The sequence below is a fragment of the Fumia xinanensis genome, assembly GCF_014384905.1.
Taxonomy (GTDB): Bacteria; Bacillota; Clostridia; order Oscillospirales; family Ruminococcaceae; genus Fumia; species Fumia xinanensis.
In genome coordinates this window covers 236511-255048 of the sequence record NZ_JACRSV010000001.1, presented here as the reverse complement: position 1 = coordinate 255048, position 18538 = coordinate 236511, and the positions used below count along the sequence as shown (strand labels likewise).

Below are 18538 nucleotides of genomic sequence, written 5' to 3'. Positions count from 1 at the left end.
TGTGGAATGGCCAAATGATGTGCCGGAAAGGACTCACCACAAACTGTTTTGCAATTAGAACAGTCCGGAAATACTTCCCTTTTCATCCACGTCGATGAGCTCAGCGCTTGGGCGCTTGGGCAAGCCCGGCATTGTCATGATGCTACCGGTAAGAACGACGACAAATCCCGCTCCCGCCGATACCTTTACCTCAGAAACGTGGATGATAAAGCCGGTTGGGCGGCCTAGTTTCTTCGGGTCATCAGACAAAGAGTATTGGGTCTTCGCCATGCAGACAGGAAGATTTCCAAACCCCAAATCGGTGATTTCAGCAATAGCCTTTTTGGCCGCAGCAGAATACTCGACCCCGTCAGCTCCATAAATATTTTTGCAGACTGCCTCGATTTTATTCTCAAGAGGCTGCTTGAGTTCGTAAATCGGTTTAAATTCACATTGACCCTCGGTTTTTTCCAAAACGTCCAAAACCGTCTCGGCAAGTTCGATGCCGCCTTCTCCACCCTTGGCAAACACCTCGGACAGAGCATAAGGAACACCCATCTCCTTACAACACTGATCCACTACGGCAATTTCGGCCTCGGTATCAGTGTGGAAACGGTTGATAGCAACCGCAACGGGGACGCCGAACTTCCGCATGTTCTCCACGTGGGCCTTGAGGTTAACAATGCCCTTTTGGAGCGCTTCTACATTTTCGCTTGCAAGCTCAGCCTTGGGGATACCCCCATTATACTTTAACGCGCGAACCGTCGCCACGACGACAACACAGTCGGGAGAAAGTCCCGCGTACCGGCATTTGATATCGAAAAATTTCTCCGCTCCCAGGTCGGAGCCGAAGCCTGCCTCGGTGATGACGTAATCCCCTAACTTCAGGGCCAATTTCGTCGCCCGGACGGAATTGCACCCATGGGCGATATTAGCAAAAGGTCCCCCGTGCATCAGTACAGGGGTATTTTCCAGCGTCTGCACCAAATTGGGTTTCAAAGCGTCTTTGAGCAAAGCAGTCATAGCGCCCTGGGCGTTTAAATCCCGGGCGAATACAGGCTTATTGTCATAAGTATACCCTACTAAGATACCAGCAATGCGCTTTTTCAGGTCATTGAGATCATCGGCGAGGCAAAGAATTGCCATAATCTCACTGGCCACCGTAATGATAAAGCCGTCCTCCCTAGGAATACCGTTCATCTTGCCGCCTAAGCCGACTATTATGTTCCTGAGCGCCCGGTCGTTCATATCGAGGCAGCGCTTAAATAAAATACGGCGAGGGTCGATGCCCAGCGCATTCCCCTGCTGCATATGGTTGTCGATAAGGGCGCAGAGCAGGTTATTGGCTGCCGTGATAGCGTGCATGTCGCCGGTAAAGTGGAGATTGATGTCCTCCATGGGAACCGCCTGAGCGTATCCGCCTCCTGCGGCGCCGCCCTTTATGCCAAACACCGGCCCCAGAGAGGGTTCCCGAAGGGCGATAACCGTTTTCTTGCCCAGCTTATGCATAGCCTGCCCCAGTCCAACCGACGTAGTGGTCTTCCCTTCTCCGGCGGGAGTAGGATTGATGGCAGTGACCAAAATGAGCTTTCCGTCTTTGCGATTCTTACACTTCTCAATGAGCTCGTCGGAAAGCTTTGCCTTGTATTTGCCGTAAAACTCCAAATCGTCGGCATCAATTCCCAAATTTTCTGCAACCTTCGCAATGGGCAGCATTTTTGCACGCTGTGCAATCTCGATATCAGACAGCATAATTAACCCTCCAATAAATATCCTGAGAACGGCATCCGCCTATTCTTTATTGATATGACCGATAATAGGTGCGTAGAAACAATCATTTATGGATATTAAACCACCATTTGATTGCGCAAAACGCAATCAGTGGCGATAGCCCCAAATTGTGATAAAATGTTCTCTCAGGCGTCCGAAGGCTTGTAGAACAAGGCTTCGGCTCACGCCGTGAGGTTATTATACCACAAAATCCCAATGCCACGCAACTGCAAATTAAAACAAAATCCCGGCGTTGCACCGCCGGGATTTGACTTTCCACTATATATTTTTGATATAGGTATCCATATCGATCATCTCACCATTGTGAATACGGGATTCCTCCAGTGCCAGTGAAATGTAGTGACTCTGGGTTGACTTATCGATAGAGGTGAGGGCCGAACCGGGAGCACATTCGTTATGCACCAGATCGAGAAGGTCTTTGACGAGCCTCTTATCTCCGCCGCCGTGGCCGCTGAAATCGGAGGCAAGTTTCGTCACATCTATAATCTCGTGTTCACCGCCGAATTTGCAGACATCGATGATATTATCATCATTGTTGGCCTCGATATCGCCTAAGGTGCCCATCACCTTGATGGCGCGGCCTGTTTTGTTTGTAAAGGCGCACATGGTAAAGTTTATGGTGGAGCCGTCCTCCATCTCCAGGTTTACTACCTGATGATCCACTACATTATTGTCGCAGTGATAGACACAGCGCCCATAGGGACCGGTCTTTAAAGCTTCTCGGACAGTCTCTTCACTAGGTTCCAATGCAAGAATATCGCAAGGCCAGCCGGAATTTTCGTGAAGAATACCGGTGTTTTCATTGGTAATATAAATTTTCTCGGCGTCGAAAGGGCAGCTTTCTTTGACCTTACATCCGTCCACACAGCGAAGAGTGGAGCCTTCCGGCGCTCGATCTTCCCGGAACAAGGTCAGAGAACCGAAAGAGGATACCCGTTTGCAGTTTTTGCCGGAAAGCCAGACGAAAATGTCCATGTCGTGGCAACATTTCTGCAAAATCATCGGGCTCGTCATATCCGAGTTGCGCCAGTTTCCACGAACGAAACTGTGTGCCTGGTGCCAGTAAGCCACATTCTCGATGGCCTGAATCGAAACGATTTCCCCAATGGTGCCGGAGTCGATGATCTCTTTGATTTTCTGGTAAAAAGGCGTATACCGCAGCACGTGGCAGACCACTACATGACGGTTATGGCGGTTAGCGATTTCCGCCAAACGTTTACACTCGGCTGGATCGGGGGAAATGGGTTTTTCCAGCAGCAGATGATAGCCCTTTTCCAACGCGGGGATAGCATGGCCCACATGCTGCCGATCCTGGGTGCAGATAAACATCACATCAGCTAAACGGTCTTCCTTCAGCAGCTCCTCGGCACTGCTGAAACAGCGCTCCTTGGGAATATTGTACTTCTTGGCCCACTTCTCCACCTTTTCTGGGATAATGTCGGCAATTGCCACGATTTCCATCTCTTCGGAATAAAGCGCCTCACACTCTGCGTAAACGCTTCCCCGTCCGCCCAGGCCTACTACTGCTACCGTTACTTTTCGTTCCATATGTACCCCATCCTTTTTACAATAAAATGTACTTTAATACCTTTTCATTATAGAATTCTCATGGTATAATAAAAAGAGAAAATTGGGGTTAATGTTTGTACTCATGTTGTTTTTGAAGGGATGAGAGTATGCCGAACTTTGTTGGTAAAATCTATGTCATCGACCAAAAGCCCAGCCCTATCCTTGCGGTGTACCAGTGCGGCTGGCAGCAATGCGGCCCTAACCATTCCTACGGTCCGGGCATCTGGGATCACTACGTCATCCATTACATAATCAAAGGAAAGGGAGAATTCACCTACGGCGGAAATACCTATCCTATCCAGGCGGGCCAGGGATTCATGATTTCTCCTAATACCACTGCTTATTACCGGGCTGACAGTGACGATCCCTGGGAATACCACTGGGTAGGCTTTAACGGCACCGAAGCTCGAAAAATGCTCGAAAAGGCAAATCTCACCGAAAAAAATCCCGTATTTTCCTGTGGAAATTTTCCTCGGGTGCAGGAATATATGGAAAAGCTTTACAATGCCTCCAAAGATACCGGTTACAAGGAATACGCCATGATTGGTTACCTTTATCTAGTTTTTTCCTGTATCATTGAGGAAACCGTTGCCTGGGGACGCCCGGCCCAGGATTATATCGAAAGTGCCGTCCAGTATATAGAAGATCGATGTTTCTACCATCTGACGGTGGAAGATGTCGCTGACCACGTGGGCGTGGAGCGCTCCTACCTCTATCGGATATTCAAACGGGAGCTGGGATGCTCGGTCTCAGAATACATTCAGAAGCGGAAAATCAACAAGGCCCAGGCACTTTTACTGGAGAGTAACATCACTGCTACCGAAATTGCCAATTCCCTCTGCTTTGACAGTGTCTCCCACTTTTCCAAGGCCTTCAAGCGGTTTACCGGCTTTACGCCTACTGAATACCGAAAAAAGGCAAAAGAAAAAGAAGTATAACAAAAGCCCCCGAAATTCGGGGGCTTTTGTGATTTTACTTACTTGATTTTATTGATGATCTCTTTAGTATCCCGGGCAATTAGTAACTCCTCATTGGTAGGAACGATCCAAACCTTGACTTTGGAATCGGGAGTAGAAATTTCGCCCTCTTTGCGGTTTAAATCCAGGTTCTTTTGAAGATCCAGTTTTATCCCAAGGTACTCCATGTGGTCGCAGGCCCCTTCCCGGACTGGAGCAGAGTTCTCTCCAATGCCGCCAGTGAATATCACAGCGTCCAATCCGCCCATAGCAGCCGTATAAGCACCAATATATTTCTTGATGCCATAGCGCAAGATATCACCGGCTAACTGAGCGCGTTTATTTCCTTCTGCGGCTGCTTTGCGGATATCGCGATCGTCGTTTGTAAAACCGGAAATACCCAGATAACCGGATTTTTTATTAAGATAATCGCTCATCTCTTTGGGGGTAAAACCTTTCTTCTCCATCAGGTAGAGAACCAAAGAAGCATCGATGCTGCCCGATCGGGTACCCATAATGACGCCGTCCAAAGGGGTAAAGCCCATGGAAGTGTCAATAGATTTACCACCGTTGATGGCGGTAATGGAAGAACCGTTGCCCAAATGGCAGGTAATGATTTTTAAGTCCTTGATATTTTTGCCAATCAATTTAGCATATCTCTGAGAAACATAGCGGTGGGAAGTGCCGTGAAAACCGTATCTTCTCGCATGGAATTCCAGATAATCTTCATAGGGAACGCCAAAGGTATAGGCGTAATCAGGAATGGACTGATGGAACGCGGTATCGAAAACGACGACTTGTGGAACCGACGGGTCGAATACTTTCTGGCAGGCTCTCAACGCCAGCACATGGGCAGGATTATGAAGGGGGGCCAACTCAGAAATAGAACTGATTTTCTCGATGACTTCTTCGGTGACGAGAACCGACTCGGAAAACAGCTCTGCCCCCTGTACGATGCGATGGCCCACTGCGGAAATCTCGGAAAGGTCGTCTAACACTCTCCCTTTACCGCTGGTCAGAACTTCAACCAATTTTTCAAACGCTTCAGTATGAGTGGGGAACTCACAGTCAAGCTTGATTTCCACTCCATCAGCGGTTTTGTGGGAAATCCTTCCTCCCTCTGCACCGATTCTCTCACAGTTTCCCTTTGCGATAACATGCTCGTCCTCCATATTAATGAGCTGATACTTCAATGAAGAACTTCCCGCGTTAATAACCAAAATTTTCATGGGTTTTCCCTGTCCTTTCGGCGGCATCCCCAAAACCGGGAATAACCGCTAATATTTTATCGTTCCAATTATGAAATTTAACTAAATTGGACTTTCTGGGAAAAGTCAAGGCACTTGCGCTATTGACTTTCCGAATACTATTTTATATATTAATATAATAGAATTCAAATTTCAAGTATTTCTTTCCATTTCCTGAAAAATGGCAAAGCTGTTACAGTGAGGACGACATATGAAAACTGCGGGGATTATTGCAGAGTACAATCCTTTCCACAACGGGCATTTTTACCACATCAGGCAGACCCGGGCCGCCGGTTACAGCCACATCGTCGCCGTCATGAGCGGTAATGTAGTACAGCGGTCAGAAGTCGCCTGTTTTTCCAAGTGGACCCGGGCGTCTGCCGCCGTAAAATCGGGAGTTAATCTGGTCATTGAACTGCCTGCCGTCTACGCCGTCGCCAGTGCGGAAAAATTCGCATCGGCCGGCGTTTCCCTTTTGAACGCATTGGGTCTCGTAGACGGATTATCTTTTGGCAGCGAATCAGGAGATTTGCAGGAACTATACCGTTGTGCGGAAGCCTGTACGAAAATCAATGGTTCCGCCGAGCTGTCCAACTTTTTGGATCAGGGGTTTTCCTTCCCCAAAGCTCGGGAAAAGGCGGTAGAACAAATTGCTGGATTGGAAGTATCCCGGCTTCTCCGCACGCCCAACAACATTTTAGGCATTGAATACTTAAAGGCGCTCCAGATGACTGATTCTTCCATGGAACCTATCACTTTTCGGCGAAAGGGACCGGGACATGACAGCAAAGAATTTTCCGCCCGATACGCCAGCGCGTCCCTCATCCGTGAAACCCTCCAGCAACGGGATATTTATGATCTGAACCGTTTCTTCCCTGAGGAAGCGTTTCATCTGTTTCGACAGGATTTCGCTCTCAAAACAGGGGGGGCATCTATGTACGAGCTGACTACGGCGGTCCTTTATAAGCTTCGTACCATGACTCCGGAGGATTTTGCCCGTCTGCCGGATGTTTCTGAAGGACTGGAATATCGTCTTTGTTCCGAGGCAAAAAACGCTGTCTCCATCGATGATTTTCTCAAACGGGTTAAAACCAAGCGTTACACCATGAGTCGCCTGAAACGCGTGATCATCTGTGCGCTGCTGGGCATCGAGAAAGAATTGATGGATACCACCCCCTCCTACATCCGGGTCCTGGCCTTCGATTCCAAGGGAAAAGAAATTCTTCGGGAGGCAAAGAAAACGGCGACTCTCCCCATCTACCACTCTTTTGCAAAGCTCCAGGAAGATTTTCCTGTTTTAGCTGAAAAGGAAGCTCTTGCCACTGACCTATTCCGCTACGCCTGCCCCAAAATCCCAGCGGGGAACTCGGAGTATCAGGACAAGCGCCCCTTCGCTATCCGCACAGGAGGACGGAAATAAGAACCTGACCCGTTTTCGCAATCAAAGATTGCGGACGGGTACCCCAGAACCTTGTTGTTATAAGAACCTGACCCGTTTTCGCAATCAAAGATTGCGGACGGATTCCGAACGGACGCCGTCCCCGCAACCTGGTTTTTCTATATTAAACACCTATTAGAAAGGAAGATGCTCGATGATTTCGATTGCAATAGACGGTCCCTCCGGCGCAGGAAAAAGCACCATTGCAAAAGCGGTCTCCAAAAAGCTGGGATTTATCTACGTAGACACCGGAGCGCTCTACCGTTCCATTGGCCTATACGTGCTCAACAAGGGTAAAGATACGGCTAACCAGATGGACGTGGCTGCCCTCCTGCCGGAAATCAATGTACAAATCCGTTATGTGGACGGCGCACAGCACGTATATTTAAATGAAAAGGACGTTTCCGACGACATCCGCAGACCCCCTGTGTCCATGGCTGCCTCCAATGTCTCAGCCCACCCGGAAGTACGAGAATTTCTTTTAAATCTTCAACGGCAGTTCGCCAAAGAGAACAACGTGGTCATGGACGGTCGCGACATCGGAACCGTTGTCCTGCCAAATGCCGATATCAAAATTTTCCTCACTGCTTCTTCTGAAGAACGAGCCCGCCGCCGATACAAAGAGTTGACCGAAAAAGGCGAGAAGGTGGAATTTGAGCAAATTCATGAGGAAATCAAGCAGCGGGACTATAATGACAGCCACCGGGCTATCGCCCCATTAAAACAGGCTGACGACGCAATCTTAGTGGACACCACAGAATGTACTTTGGAAGAGTCTATCGATAAACTGGAAACCGTCATCCGTTCCCGGATGAAATAACCCGCAGAAGGAAGAATACCATGAGCTTTTATAACTTTGGGCGTGCTGTGACCAACGCCTTTGTCCACCTCCTCTATCACCTGAAGTTCGAGGGCCTTGAAAATATCCCTGAGGATAGGGGCTTTATCCTCTGCTCCAACCACATTTCGGATTTGGACCCGATTTTGGTTGCTGTCCGAGTGAAGCCTCAGTGCTTTTTTATGGCCAAAGAGGAGCTGTTTCACATTCCTGTCCTCGCCTCCATCGTCCGCGCTTTAGGAGCCTTTCCTGTCGCACGCGGCAAAGGAGACACCGCTGCCATCGACCGGGCCGTCGAGGTGGTGAACAGCGGCCATGTTCTGGCTATTTTCCCAGAGGGAACCCGCACCAAAGACGGCAAACTTTTAAAACTTAAGTCCGGCGCAATCGTCGTCGCCTCCAAAACCGGCGGCGACTTGCTTCCCTGCGTCGTCAAAAAAGGCAAACGGAAAATTCTGCGGAGAACCGTCACCGTCAAATACGGCAAAGTGATCTCCAACCAAACCCTGGGCATCACCGGTACTTCTCCAAGTGAGCTGAAACAGGCCAACAAGCTGTTGACTGCCACCCTCACCGGTATGTTGGAGGAAATCCATGACTAAAATCACCGTGGCAAAATCGGCGGGCTTCTGCTTTGGGGTTGCCCGGGCCGTGGACAAAGCCTTCGACCTGGCGGACAGCGGCGTAAATGCCGTGACCCTTGGCCCCATCATCCACAATCCGCAGATCGTCAAGAGGCTGGAGCAAAAGGGGATCCGCTCCGTGGCCAGCGTGGACGACATCGAAAATGGCCAGACGGTCATCATTCGTTCCCATGGCGTTCCCCTTTCGGTTTACGACGCGTTAAACGGCAAAGAAGTCGTCGACTGCACCTGTCCCTTCGTCCTGAAAATCCACCGCATCGTCGCCGAGCAGTCGGCTTTGGGCCGCGTCATCCTCATCGCCGGCAACAAAGAGCATCCGGAAGTGCAAGGTATCAAAGGCCATTGCGGCGGCCCGGTCTTCACCTTTGAAACTTTGGAAGAACTCACAGAAATTTTGGACAATTTAAAACAGAATCGTGAAAAACCTGTAGCGATTGTAGCTCAAACTACTTTTAATCAAGAATTATGGAGAAATTTCCAACAAAATATCGAAAACCTCTATACAAATGTTTCGATATTTGATACAATATGTAGTGCGACTAGTTGTCGCCAGCAGGAAGCAGTAGAAATCGCACAAAAGTCCGACTACATGGTTGTCATTGGCGGAAAAGACAGTTCCAACACAAGGAAACTCTTTCAGATATGCAGCCGGTACTGCGAAACGGTTCTGATTGAAACAAAATCAGAACTTGACAAATTGCAGATTTTACGCCATAATAGTATAGGCGTTACTGCCGGTGCTTCTACCCCGGCTGATATAATCAAGGAGGTTCTAAATACCATGAGTGAAATTATCAAAGACCAAGGCGAAGAGCTCGACTTCGCGGAACTTTTGGAGCAATCTCTTAACGAGAAATTATATACAGGGAAAAGGGTAAAAGGCATCGTCACCACCGTCGCTCCGAATGAAATCCACGTGGATGTCGGAGCAAAACAGGCCGGAATTGTTCCCGCCTCTGAAATTTCCGACGACCCCAACTACGACTTTGCAACCGAAATCAAAAAAGGCGACGAGATCGAGCTCGTTGTCATGAAAGTCAACGATCAGGAAGGTATCGTCACCCTGTCCAAGAAGCGCTGCGACGCAGAAGCGGGCTTCGATGAAATCTGCAAAGCTTATGAAGATCAGGCCGTTTTGACCGGTGTTGTCACCGATGTCGTCAAAGGCGGCGTTTTGGTCCTCACCAACAATATCAAAATCTTTGTTCCTTCTTCCATGACTTCCGACCGCCGCGTCGAAGACTTAAACACCCTGCTCAAGAAGGAAGTACAGTTCAAGGTAATCGAAATCAACGACAGACGCCGTCGTGCAGTCGGTTCCATCAAAGCTGTACTCATGGAAGCGAAGAAAGCAAAACAGGAAGAATTCTGGGCGAACGTGGAAATCGGCAAGGTCTACCACGGCGAAGTCAAATCCATCACCTCTTACGGTGCATTTGTTGATTTGGGCGGCGTCGACGGTATGATCCACATCACCGAACTGAGCTGGACCAGAATCAAATCCCCTGAAGAAGTGGTTCACGTCGGCGACAACGTCGAAGTATACATCAAAGACATCGACACCGAGAAGAAGAAAATCTCCCTGGGCTACAAGAAGAGCGAAGACAACCCCTGGGAAATCTTCAAACGCGACTACGCCATTGACATGGTCGTTCCGGTCAAGATCGTCTCCATCACCACTTTTGGTGCGTTTGCACAGATCATCCCCGGCGTTGACGGCCTGATTCACATCTCCCAGATCGCCAACCAGCACATCGCAAAAGTTGCTGATGTCCTGACTGTCGGCGACATGGTCAACGCGAAGATCATCGACATCGACTTCGACAAGAAGAAAGTCAGCCTTTCCATCCGCGCTACCCTGGAAGAGGAAGCTCCCGCTGCTGAGGAAGAAGCTCCCGCAGAGGAAGAGCCCATTTCCGATTACGCTGCCGACCTGGAAGGTATCGAAGGCGTGACCATCGAATAATTTTTAAAAGTTATCCCCCGCTTTGTAATAAAGCGGGGGATTTTTTCGTTCAATCGGAATGTTCCGGTGACCGCGATGTCTTATCGCCCCGCGGTTACCGGAAAACCTATATAAAACACGGGCGGAGCAGAGCCCCGCCCCTACCTATCCTTCTAATATTCCCGAAAAATTGTAGGGGGCGATGAGGGCATCGCCCCGCGGACAACAAAATTCATGTGTAAAAACGCGGACTCACAAAAGACCGCCCACGGGCGAACACAGTTCGCCCCTACTGCTTATTGGCAGTTCCTTTTTTAGTTCTCAAACCGACGTAGGATGTAGGGGCGGGGCTCTGCTCCGCCCGCGATTTTATATAGCAATACCCTAGGACAGTAACCCCCACGGGCGAACACTGTTCGCCCCTACGGATACCTGAAAGGTTGGCAGAGCCTGTTGGAAAAGTTGGAATAAAGCTATTGACTTTTGTCGGTAATAAGTATATAATACTTTTGTCGGTAGAAAGGAGGTGCGTTATGCCGACCAAAAAAATGGGGCGGCCGACTGACGACCCTAAAACCATCCGGCTGGATATCCGCATCAGCGAAAAAGATGCAAAGATATTGGACGATTACTGTGAACGCACAGGAAAGCGTCGCCCGGAAGGTATTCGGGAAGGCATTCGCTCGCTCAAAGACAAATAAAAACAGGAAACGGCGCAACTGTCGGTAAACATTACACGCCGTTCCCCACACCAACAAATCCTGAAAGGAACTTGTGGCATAAATATTGTATCATGTGTTGCAATTTCTTTCAAGGGCTTATTGGAATCTAACCCGTCTTAAAATGTTGGCAAAGCATTTTGGAAAAGTTGCAATAAATTCATTGACTTTTGTATGCAATAGTTGTATAATAGTTTTGCATACAAAAAGGAGGTGAACTTTTGTCTGCAAAAAAAATGGGCAGACCCACCGAAGATCCCAAACCCCATCGTGTGCAAACCAGAGTCAACGACGAAGATTTTGCAATCCTGCAAGACTACTGTAGGCGCAAAGAAAAAACGCAAACGGAAGCGGTGAGGGATGGCGTCCATGCCCTAAAAGACATAAAATAACGGAAGTGGCGCATGTCCGTCAAAACAACACCACTTCCCCACACCAACAAATCCTAAAAGGAACTTGCGGCGTAAATATTATACCATGCGTCACAATTTCTTTCAAGGGCTTATTGGAATCTAATCCGTCTTAAAATGATTTTCCTCTTGACAACTCTAGGCCCAAGATATATAATTAACTTGTGCCTAAAGTTAGAAGGAGGTGATCCATTGACGGCACGGAAAAAACCTGGGCCTCATCCGGAAAAGCCTTTGGAAATCGAAGTAAAGGCCAGAGTGGACAAAGAAACTTTTGAACAGCTCCGATACTGTCAAGACAAATTAGAAGTCAACCGCTCTGAAACCATACGTCGAAGCATCAAAAGCTTATACCATGAGCTTCAGGACATAAAATAAAGGAAGTGGCTTCCTCTCACAAAAGAAACAGCCACTTCCCCACACCAACAAATCCTGAAAGGAACTTGCGGCGTAAATATTATACCATGCGTCACAATTTCTTTCAAGGGTTTGCTGGAATCTAAACTTGAAAGGAAGAACTCAATGATTATCCGCGACTTAAAAAAAGACCGCTACGACTATCTCTGCGGCCGCCTCAACCAAAACGCCGCCCTGGAACCGCTTTGCGCCAGCTACACCGTCACTATGCAGGTGGGAAAATATGACTACGCCATGAAAATTCAGCCGGAACGCCACTGCCGTATGGCCATTCTACAGGCGCTCCAAATCGACCGTCAGGACGATTACCCGGATTTTACCCTGATTACAAGCGGAAAGCTGCTTTCCTCCCTCTTAGAGTTGTTCATCGAACAAGGAATTTGAAACAAAAAACGGAGCCTCATTTGGCTCCGTTTTTTCAACGATCAGTATTTGAGCTTCCGGTCTTTGAGCTTCTCGCCCCCCAACCCCTCTTTGTTCACCTGCCGCGCCCGGGCGATGGCGAATCCCTCGTCGGGCAAATCGTCGGTGATGGTGGAGCCCGCTGCGATAAAGGAATTGTCCCCCACCGTCACCGGAGCGATCAGATTGGTGTTGCAGCCGATAAAAGCGTTGTCCCCCACCTTGCAGCGTGCCTTGTGTACCCCGTCGTAGTTGACGGTGACGCAGCCGCAGCCAAAGTTCACGTTCCGCCCGATGTCGCTGTCGCCCACGTATGTCAGATGGGACACCGACACCCCTACATCCAAAGTCGAGTTCTTCACCTCGACGAAATCGCCGATCTTCACATGGTCGGCAATATCCGAATCGGGGCGGATGTGGGAAAACGGCCCGATTTTCACTTCATCGCCAATTTTTGAACGATAGCACTGAGACGCGTTGATAATCGTTCCATCTCCAATAATGCAATCCTCGATGCGTGTGCCGGAAGTGAGGGTGCAGTTCTCTCCAATTATAGTTCCGCCCTTCAGGACGACACCCGGGTAAATTACCGTCCCCTTCCCCACTTCCACCGTGTCATCGATAAGCACGCCATCTAGCGACAAAAACTCTACGCCTTTTTCAAACAGCCGCTCTAAAATTTTCAGCCGTTTTTTCTCCTTTTTTTCCATCGTCTTCAAAAAATCTCCCATTGTAACGCTTCCTCCTTTTCTGTCAAAGCAATTTTATGAACCATACTACCATACTATTATCCCAATTTTTATGCGGTTTGTAAAGTACAAGGAGAAAAATGTTCAAAATTCTGGGTAATTGTGAAAAAAAAAATAAATTTTATAGAATACTGGAAAAATCATATTAAATTTGATATAATGATACGGGAATGGAAAAATGCTCCTTAAATTGCATAATTTGGCTTTTTCCTGACCAAAATTACAATATCGTGTAACCATTCTTGTTCGCGGACCTTTTCCCTTTTTCGAGAAATGTTGTCAGCGGACTTGTAATTGTGTATAAAATTTTGGAGGTAGATAATGATGCAGAAAAAGTATGTTTACCTGTTCTCAGAAGGTAACGCAACCATGCGTGAGCTTCTCGGCGGTAAAGGTGCAAACCTGGCAGAAATGACTCACATCGGTCTTCCTGTTCCTCAGGGCTTCACCGTTACAACTGAGGCTTGCACACAGTACTACGAAGACGGCAGAAAAATCAACGATGATATCCAGGCTCAGATCATGGAATACATCGACAAGATGGAAAGCATCACCGGCAAAAAATTCGGCGACAAAAATAACCCTCTCCTCGTTTCCGTTCGTTCTGGTGCGCGCGCTTCCATGCCCGGTATGATGGATACCATCCTGAACCTGGGCCTGAACGAAGAAGTTGTCGAAGTAATGTCCGAAATGTCCGGCAATCCCCGTTGGGCTTGGGACTGCTACAGAAGATTTATCCAGATGTACTCCGACGTTGTTATGGAAGTCGGCAAAAAGTACTTTGAAGAGCTCATCGACAAAATGAAAGCGGAAAAAGGCGTTACTCAGGACGTTGATTTGACCGCTGACGACCTCAAAACCCTCGCTGGTCAGTTTAAAGCTGAATACAAATCGAAAATCGGCCAGGACTTCCCCTCTGACCCCAAAGAGCAGCTCATGGGCGCAGTTGAGGCTGTATTCCGCTCCTGGGATAACCCCCGCGCAAACGTATACCGTCGTGACAACGATATTCCCTATTCCTGGGGTACCGCTGTCAACGTGCAGATGATGGCATTCGGCAACATGGGCGACGATTGCGGTACTGGTGTTGCATTTACCCGCGACCCTGCTACCGGCGAACCCGGCCTGATGGGTGAGTTCCTCACCAACGCACAGGGCGAAGACGTTGTCGCCGGCGTTCGTACACCCATGCCCATCGCTGAAATGGCTGACAAATTCCCGGAAGCGTTCAAACAGTTTAATGAAGTTTGCGCTACTTTGGAAGACCACTACAGAGATATGCAGGACATGGAGTTCACCGTTGAACACGGTAAACTCTTCATGCTCCAGACCAGAAACGGTAAGAGAACTGCAAAAGCCGCTCTCAAAATTGCCTGCGACCTGGTAGACGAAGGCATGATCGACAAGAAACAGGCTGTCGCCATGATCGACCCCCGTAACTTGGACACCCTGCTCCATCCTCAGTTCGACACCAAAGCTTTGAAAGCCGCTACCCCCATGGGTAAAGGTTTGGGCGCATCTCCCGGCGCTGCTTGCGGTAGAGCTGTATTCACCGCTGAAGATGCAGATGCTTGGAATGCAAGAGGAGAAAAAGTCGTTCTCGTCCGTCTGGAGACTTCTCCTGAAGACATCACCGGCATGAAGGCTTCTCAGGGTATTCTCACCGTTCGCGGCGGTATGACTTCTCACGCTGCTGTTGTCGCCCGTGGTATGGGTACCTGCTGCGTATCCGGTTGCGGCGACATCATCATGGACGAAGCAAACAAAAAGTTTACTCTCGGCGGCAAAACCTTCCACGAAGGCGATTACATCTCCATCGATGGTTCTACAGGTAACATCTACGACGGCATCATCCCCACCGTTGACGCTGAAATCGCCGGCGAATTCGGCCGCATCATGGCTTGGGCCGACGAGTTTAGAACCCTGAAAGTCCGCACCAACGCCGACACTCCTGCTGACGCTAAGAAAGCAAGAGAGCTGGGCGCTGAGGGTATCGGTCTTTGCCGTACCGAGCACATGTTCTTCGAGGCGGAAAGAATCGCTGCTTTCCGTGAAATGATCTGTGCTGATACCGTAGAAGAAAGAGAAGCTGCTCTCGCTAAGATCCTCCCCTACCAGCAGGGCGACTTTGAGAAGCTCTATGAGGCTTTGGAAGGCAATCCTGTCTGCATCCGTTTCCTCGATCCTCCTCTCCACGAGTTTGTTCCCACCGAGGAAGCCGACATCGCTGCTCTCGCAAAAGCGCAGGGTAAAACTGTTGAGGATATCAAGAACATCATCTCCAGCCTCCATGAGTTCAACCCCATGATGGGTCATCGTGGATGCCGTCTGGCAGTAACCTACCCCGAAATTGCAAAAATGCAGACTGCTGCTGTCATCCGCGCTGCTATTAATGTGAAGAAAGCGCATCCTGATTGGAACATCGTTCCCGAAATCATGATCCCCCTGACCGGCGAAGTAAAGGAAATGAAATACGTCAAAGACGTAGTAGTTGCTACTGCCGATGCTGAAATCGCTGCAGCAGGCGCCGATCTCAAATACGAAGTCGGCACCATGATGGAAATTCCCAGAGCCTGCCTGACCGCTGACGAAATCGCCACCGAGGCTGAATTCTTCTGCTTTGGCACCAACGATTTGACTCAGATGACCTTCGGCTTCAGCCGTGACGACGCTGGCAAATTCCTTACCGCTTACTACGACAAAAAGATTTACGAAAATGATCCTTTCGCAAAACTTGACCAGAACGGCGTAGGTAAATTGATGAAGATGGCTGTTAAACTCGGCAAAGAAACTCGTCCCAACATTCACTGTGGTATCTGCGGTGAGCACGGCGGTGACCCCGTTTCGGTTGAGTTCTGCCACAACATCGGTTTGGATTACGTTTCCTGTTCTCCTTTCCGTGTCCCGATCGCTCGTTTGGCTGCTGCTCAAGCTGCTATCAAAGCGTCTAAGTAATCGGAATACGTTGAACCCCAAAAATATCTAAAATAATAAATAGAGCGTGCCCTCAAAACCACGGGAATTGAGGGGGCACGCTCTATTTTTATACTATGGAAGAACTCAGATCCATGCGACAGAGGGTAAAAAAGTGATTCCGAAATATCAATCCAATTTTTGTGGATAATATGCCTTGACATATAATTTTTATTATGCTATCTTCTACTAGATAAACCCAAATTTGATTATGACAGTAGAGGGCGTGTATCAAAATGGAAAAAAATTCCGACGCTTGGAACGAACGATTCGGTTGGTACTGGTACGGTGCAGAGAAGATTTTTCAGTGGGATAGTGAAAGATTTGAAAAAGATGCTAAGGAATACAAGGAGAATGGGATTACAACCATCATCCTCTTCGGCACCCACTTCAGATATTCTTTCTGGGCCTATTGGGACGACATCGTTGAAACAATTGGCAAAATTACAAAGGCCTTTCACAAGTACGGAATCAAGGTAATCGAGCATCATAGCACCCATCTCACTTATGAACCCATACACTGGGAAGTGGTGAAGAAAGGGCAGGCCCACAAGGATTTGGAAGATTTTCCGAATTTCTTTGAAACATCCCAGGCAAATCCCATACTGGGCGGCGCAAGAATGGATGATTTTGCCCAGATAGACGGTAGTACCGGAAAAAAAGCCCTCAGCTCCTATATTCACACCGAAGGGAAAAACATGGATTGGATTTTCAAGCACTATAACGGAAACGCCCACTGCTTCAATCATCCGGCCTATGAAACCTCCTATAAAGAACACTTGGCAAAAATCATTGCCACCGGCGTAGACGGCATTATGAACGACGATGTGCAGTGGTTTGGTGGAGGCACTGCCTGCACCTGTGAATACTGCCGAGAAAAATTTAGAAACGAAACCGGCTATGAACTCCCCTCGCCGGAAAACTGGGCTGCTTTTTACGAAAATTACAGCGATCCTGCCTATATTGCCTGGAAAAAATTTAAGAAACAGAGCAGCGCCGATTTTCATTTCCGACTGGACAAATTTTATAAGAGCTTAGGCTTTGACCCCATGCGTCCCGCGTATTGTGCGGAAGTTCTGCCCTTTGATACGACTTGCTACGGCTTTGAGGGCGGCGCACCCCTTTGGGATTATATTTTCCAGGAATGCTGCGGTATTATTCGGGAGTCGTATGTCTGCTTCGCCGGCGAAGCGGTTCATCGCTATGCTCTTGCCCGCCGCTACAATGTCCCCTCCATGGCACTGATGTATCCTTCGACCAAGGACAGTACCTATGCAGGATGGGCACTCTCCCGTTCTTGGGGACAGCTTTTCACGGGCACCCACGGCACCATTCCTACCCTCTTTGATAAGGATTATCGCGTTTTTGAGAAAAAGAACGAGGAATTCTATTTCGAGCCAGATAAGCTCAGCGATATTTCTTTCTACTTCTCGAAAAAAACCCGTGACTGCTGTGATCATGATGCCCCGAGGAAATTCATGAAGCCGCTCATGAGTTATATCGAATCCGCTTATGTATCCGGCATCGGCTGTGATATGGTTTTTGAAGAGGATACTGTAGATGTGCTGTGTCAGAACAAAATGATTGCCGCTGTCAGCGTCGAGGCAATGGATCATGCCGAATTGCTGAAGCTGAAAGAATATGTTAAACGGGGCGGCACTCTCTATGTTTCGGGTGTTTTCGCCGAAAAGAACGATACCTACCAGCACCGTGATTTAAATACAGCCCTCAAAATTTTGGGGATGAAATCTAAAGCAGCTCCCTTCCACGCCAAAACGCCGGTTACGGTGCGTTATGACGGGAAAACCTTGGAGCTCAAACAAGCACTGGTTTATAACATTTTTGTAGAAACAAATGGTACTACCTTCGCCGAGACAAAAGACGGATTCTGTGCGGGCGTCATCGAATCCATCGGCAAGGGAAAAATTATTTTCTTCTCCGGTGAAACTGGTGACAATCCTATCCAGCCCGCCGCCTGGAAGAATCCAAACCCAGATGAAAAAACGTTTGTGGAAGGTGCCCAAATCGATGCTATGAAGCAGGAGAACGGCGGAATGGTTTCCCTTCTGGCCGGAAAAAGAATCTCTGTCGTGGGTGCTCCTAACATCGTTCCCACTCTGTATCGAGTGAATCCCGGAATGGCGCTCCATCTGGTGAATACAGCTAACATGGTTTCCCAGACGGACAGTTACGTAGAGGTAGATGAGCCTCTTCCCCAATTTATGGATACGGATCCGGATCGTAAACTTCTCCCGGAACTTGTGGTAAAACTGGATCGTGTTCAATTGGGAGAGAATGTAAAGGCAACTATCGCTTCTCCTGAAATAGACGCAGAACAGGAAATATCCATTTGCAAAATCGGTGAAGATGAATATCAGATCACCATCCCTGCAGATTTGTTCTCAGGCTATGCATTGGTGAAACTCTGCTTTTAAACAAAAAGCGACTGTTACATTTTAAG

General features: G+C 48.5%; 14 protein-coding genes. 10 read left to right on the top strand and 4 right to left on the bottom strand.

Annotated elements, in window-relative coordinates:
- Window positions 1–54 precede the first annotated feature (54 nt).
- Together H8710_RS01225 and H8710_RS01220 are read right to left on the bottom strand one after the other, a co-directional pair.
- Window positions 55–1731, bottom strand: a complete 1677-nt coding sequence (locus H8710_RS01225) for a formate--tetrahydrofolate ligase (RefSeq protein WP_249293567.1) — start codon at window positions 1729–1731, stop codon at window positions 55–57.
- Window positions 1732–2028: 297 nt separating this feature from the next.
- On the bottom strand, window positions 2029–3318 hold the full coding sequence (locus tag H8710_RS01220) for a Gfo/Idh/MocA family protein (protein ID WP_249293566.1): 1290 nt from the start codon (window positions 3316–3318) through the stop codon (window positions 2029–2031).
- Window positions 3319–3446: 128 nt separating this feature from the next.
- On the opposite strand from H8710_RS01220, the gene H8710_RS01215 reads away from it, so the two are divergent.
- Entirely contained in the window at window positions 3447–4277 is an 831-nt protein-coding gene (locus H8710_RS01215; RefSeq protein ID WP_249293565.1) for an AraC family transcriptional regulator, read from the top strand.
- 38 nt (window positions 4278–4315) lie between these two features.
- Here the strand turns inward: H8710_RS01215 and H8710_RS01210 are convergent, their stop codons facing one another.
- Window positions 4316–5524 (bottom strand): acetate/propionate family kinase, encoded by a 1209-nt coding sequence (locus tag H8710_RS01210; protein ID WP_249293564.1) that lies wholly within the window; start codon window positions 5522–5524, stop codon window positions 4316–4318.
- Between the two features lie 229 nt (window positions 5525–5753).
- Between H8710_RS01210 and H8710_RS01205 the strand changes: the two genes are divergently transcribed.
- The 7 genes from H8710_RS01205 to H8710_RS01175 all read left to right on the top strand — a co-directional run bounded on the left by H8710_RS01205 (window position 5754) and on the right by H8710_RS01175 (window position 12337).
- Window positions 5754–6962: a nucleotidyltransferase gene (locus H8710_RS01205; protein WP_249293563.1), complete on the top strand. Its 1209-nt coding sequence runs from the start codon at window positions 5754–5756 to the stop codon at window positions 6960–6962.
- A 172-nt stretch (window positions 6963–7134) separates the two neighbouring features.
- Window positions 7135–7800 carry a (d)CMP kinase gene (gene cmk / locus H8710_RS01200; protein ID WP_249293562.1) on the top strand — a complete coding sequence of 222 codons (666 nt, stop codon included), beginning with the start codon at window positions 7135–7137 and terminating at the stop codon, window positions 7798–7800.
- Window positions 7801–7820: 20 nt separating this feature from the next.
- Window positions 7821–8420: a lysophospholipid acyltransferase family protein gene (locus tag H8710_RS01195; RefSeq protein ID WP_249293561.1), complete on the top strand. Its 600-nt coding sequence runs from the start codon at window positions 7821–7823 to the stop codon at window positions 8418–8420.
- Entirely contained in the window at window positions 8413–10428 is a 2016-nt protein-coding gene (locus H8710_RS01190; RefSeq protein ID WP_249293560.1) for a bifunctional 4-hydroxy-3-methylbut-2-enyl diphosphate reductase/30S ribosomal protein S1, read from the top strand. The genes H8710_RS01195 and H8710_RS01190 overlap by 8 nt, the downstream gene beginning before the upstream one ends.
- Before the next feature lie 512 nt (window positions 10429–10940).
- The gene (locus H8710_RS01185; protein ID WP_249293559.1) at window positions 10941–11108 is read left to right on the top strand and encodes a hypothetical protein; all 168 of its coding nucleotides are present in this window, start codon (window positions 10941–10943) and stop codon (window positions 11106–11108) included.
- Window positions 11109–11347: 239 nt separating this feature from the next.
- Window positions 11348–11518, top strand: a complete 171-nt coding sequence (locus tag H8710_RS01180) for a hypothetical protein (RefSeq protein ID WP_249293558.1) — start codon at window positions 11348–11350, stop codon at window positions 11516–11518.
- 540 nt (window positions 11519–12058) lie between these two features.
- Window positions 12059–12337: a hypothetical protein gene (locus tag H8710_RS01175; protein WP_249293557.1), complete on the top strand. Its 279-nt coding sequence runs from the start codon at window positions 12059–12061 to the stop codon at window positions 12335–12337.
- Window positions 12338–12378: 41 nt separating this feature from the next.
- Here H8710_RS01175 and H8710_RS01170 read toward each other — a convergent pair whose 3' ends face one another.
- Complete coding sequence (locus H8710_RS01170; RefSeq protein ID WP_249293556.1) at window positions 12379–13086, bottom strand: GlgC family sugar phosphate nucleotidyltransferase; 708 nt, start codon at window positions 13084–13086, stop codon at window positions 12379–12381.
- Between the two features lie 342 nt (window positions 13087–13428).
- Here H8710_RS01170 and ppdK point away from each other — a divergent pair, with 342 nt between their 5' ends.
- The gene (gene ppdK, locus H8710_RS01165) at window positions 13429–16059 is read left to right on the top strand and encodes a pyruvate, phosphate dikinase (RefSeq protein WP_249294679.1); all 2631 of its coding nucleotides are present in this window, start codon (window positions 13429–13431) and stop codon (window positions 16057–16059) included.
- A 254-nt stretch (window positions 16060–16313) separates the two neighbouring features.
- Entirely contained in the window at window positions 16314–18512 is a 2199-nt protein-coding gene (locus tag H8710_RS01160; protein WP_249293555.1) for a beta-galactosidase trimerization domain-containing protein, read from the top strand.
- Window positions 18513–18538: the final 26 nt, after the last annotated feature.

Bases quoted from the DNA above. Each gene is read 5' to 3' on its own strand.
- H8710_RS01175 (WP_249293557.1), top strand. From the start codon at position 12,059: ATGATTATCCGCGACTTAAAAAAAGACCGCTACGACTATCTCTGCGGC.
- H8710_RS01170 (WP_249293556.1), bottom strand. From the start codon at position 13,086: ATGGGAGATTTTTTGAAGACGATGGAAAAAAAGGAGAAAAAACGGCTG.
- ppdK (WP_249294679.1), top strand. From the start codon at position 13,429: ATGCAGAAAAAGTATGTTTACCTGTTCTCAGAAGGTAACGCAACCATG.
- H8710_RS01215 (WP_249293565.1), top strand. From the start codon at position 3,447: ATGCCGAACTTTGTTGGTAAAATCTATGTCATCGACCAAAAGCCCAGC.
- cmk (WP_249293562.1), top strand. From the start codon at position 7,135: ATGATTTCGATTGCAATAGACGGTCCCTCCGGCGCAGGAAAAAGCACC.
- H8710_RS01185 (WP_249293559.1), top strand. From the start codon at position 10,941: ATGCCGACCAAAAAAATGGGGCGGCCGACTGACGACCCTAAAACCATC.
- H8710_RS01190 (WP_249293560.1), top strand. From the start codon at position 8,413: ATGACTAAAATCACCGTGGCAAAATCGGCGGGCTTCTGCTTTGGGGTT.
- H8710_RS01160 (WP_249293555.1), top strand. From the start codon at position 16,314: ATGGAAAAAAATTCCGACGCTTGGAACGAACGATTCGGTTGGTACTGG.
- H8710_RS01195 (WP_249293561.1), top strand. From the start codon at position 7,821: ATGAGCTTTTATAACTTTGGGCGTGCTGTGACCAACGCCTTTGTCCAC.
- H8710_RS01225 (WP_249293567.1), bottom strand. From the start codon at position 1,731: ATGCTGTCTGATATCGAGATTGCACAGCGTGCAAAAATGCTGCCCATT.
- H8710_RS01205 (WP_249293563.1), top strand. From the start codon at position 5,754: ATGAAAACTGCGGGGATTATTGCAGAGTACAATCCTTTCCACAACGGG.
- H8710_RS01210 (WP_249293564.1), bottom strand. From the start codon at position 5,524: ATGAAAATTTTGGTTATTAACGCGGGAAGTTCTTCATTGAAGTATCAG.
- H8710_RS01220 (WP_249293566.1), bottom strand. From the start codon at position 3,318: ATGGAACGAAAAGTAACGGTAGCAGTAGTAGGCCTGGGCGGACGGGGA.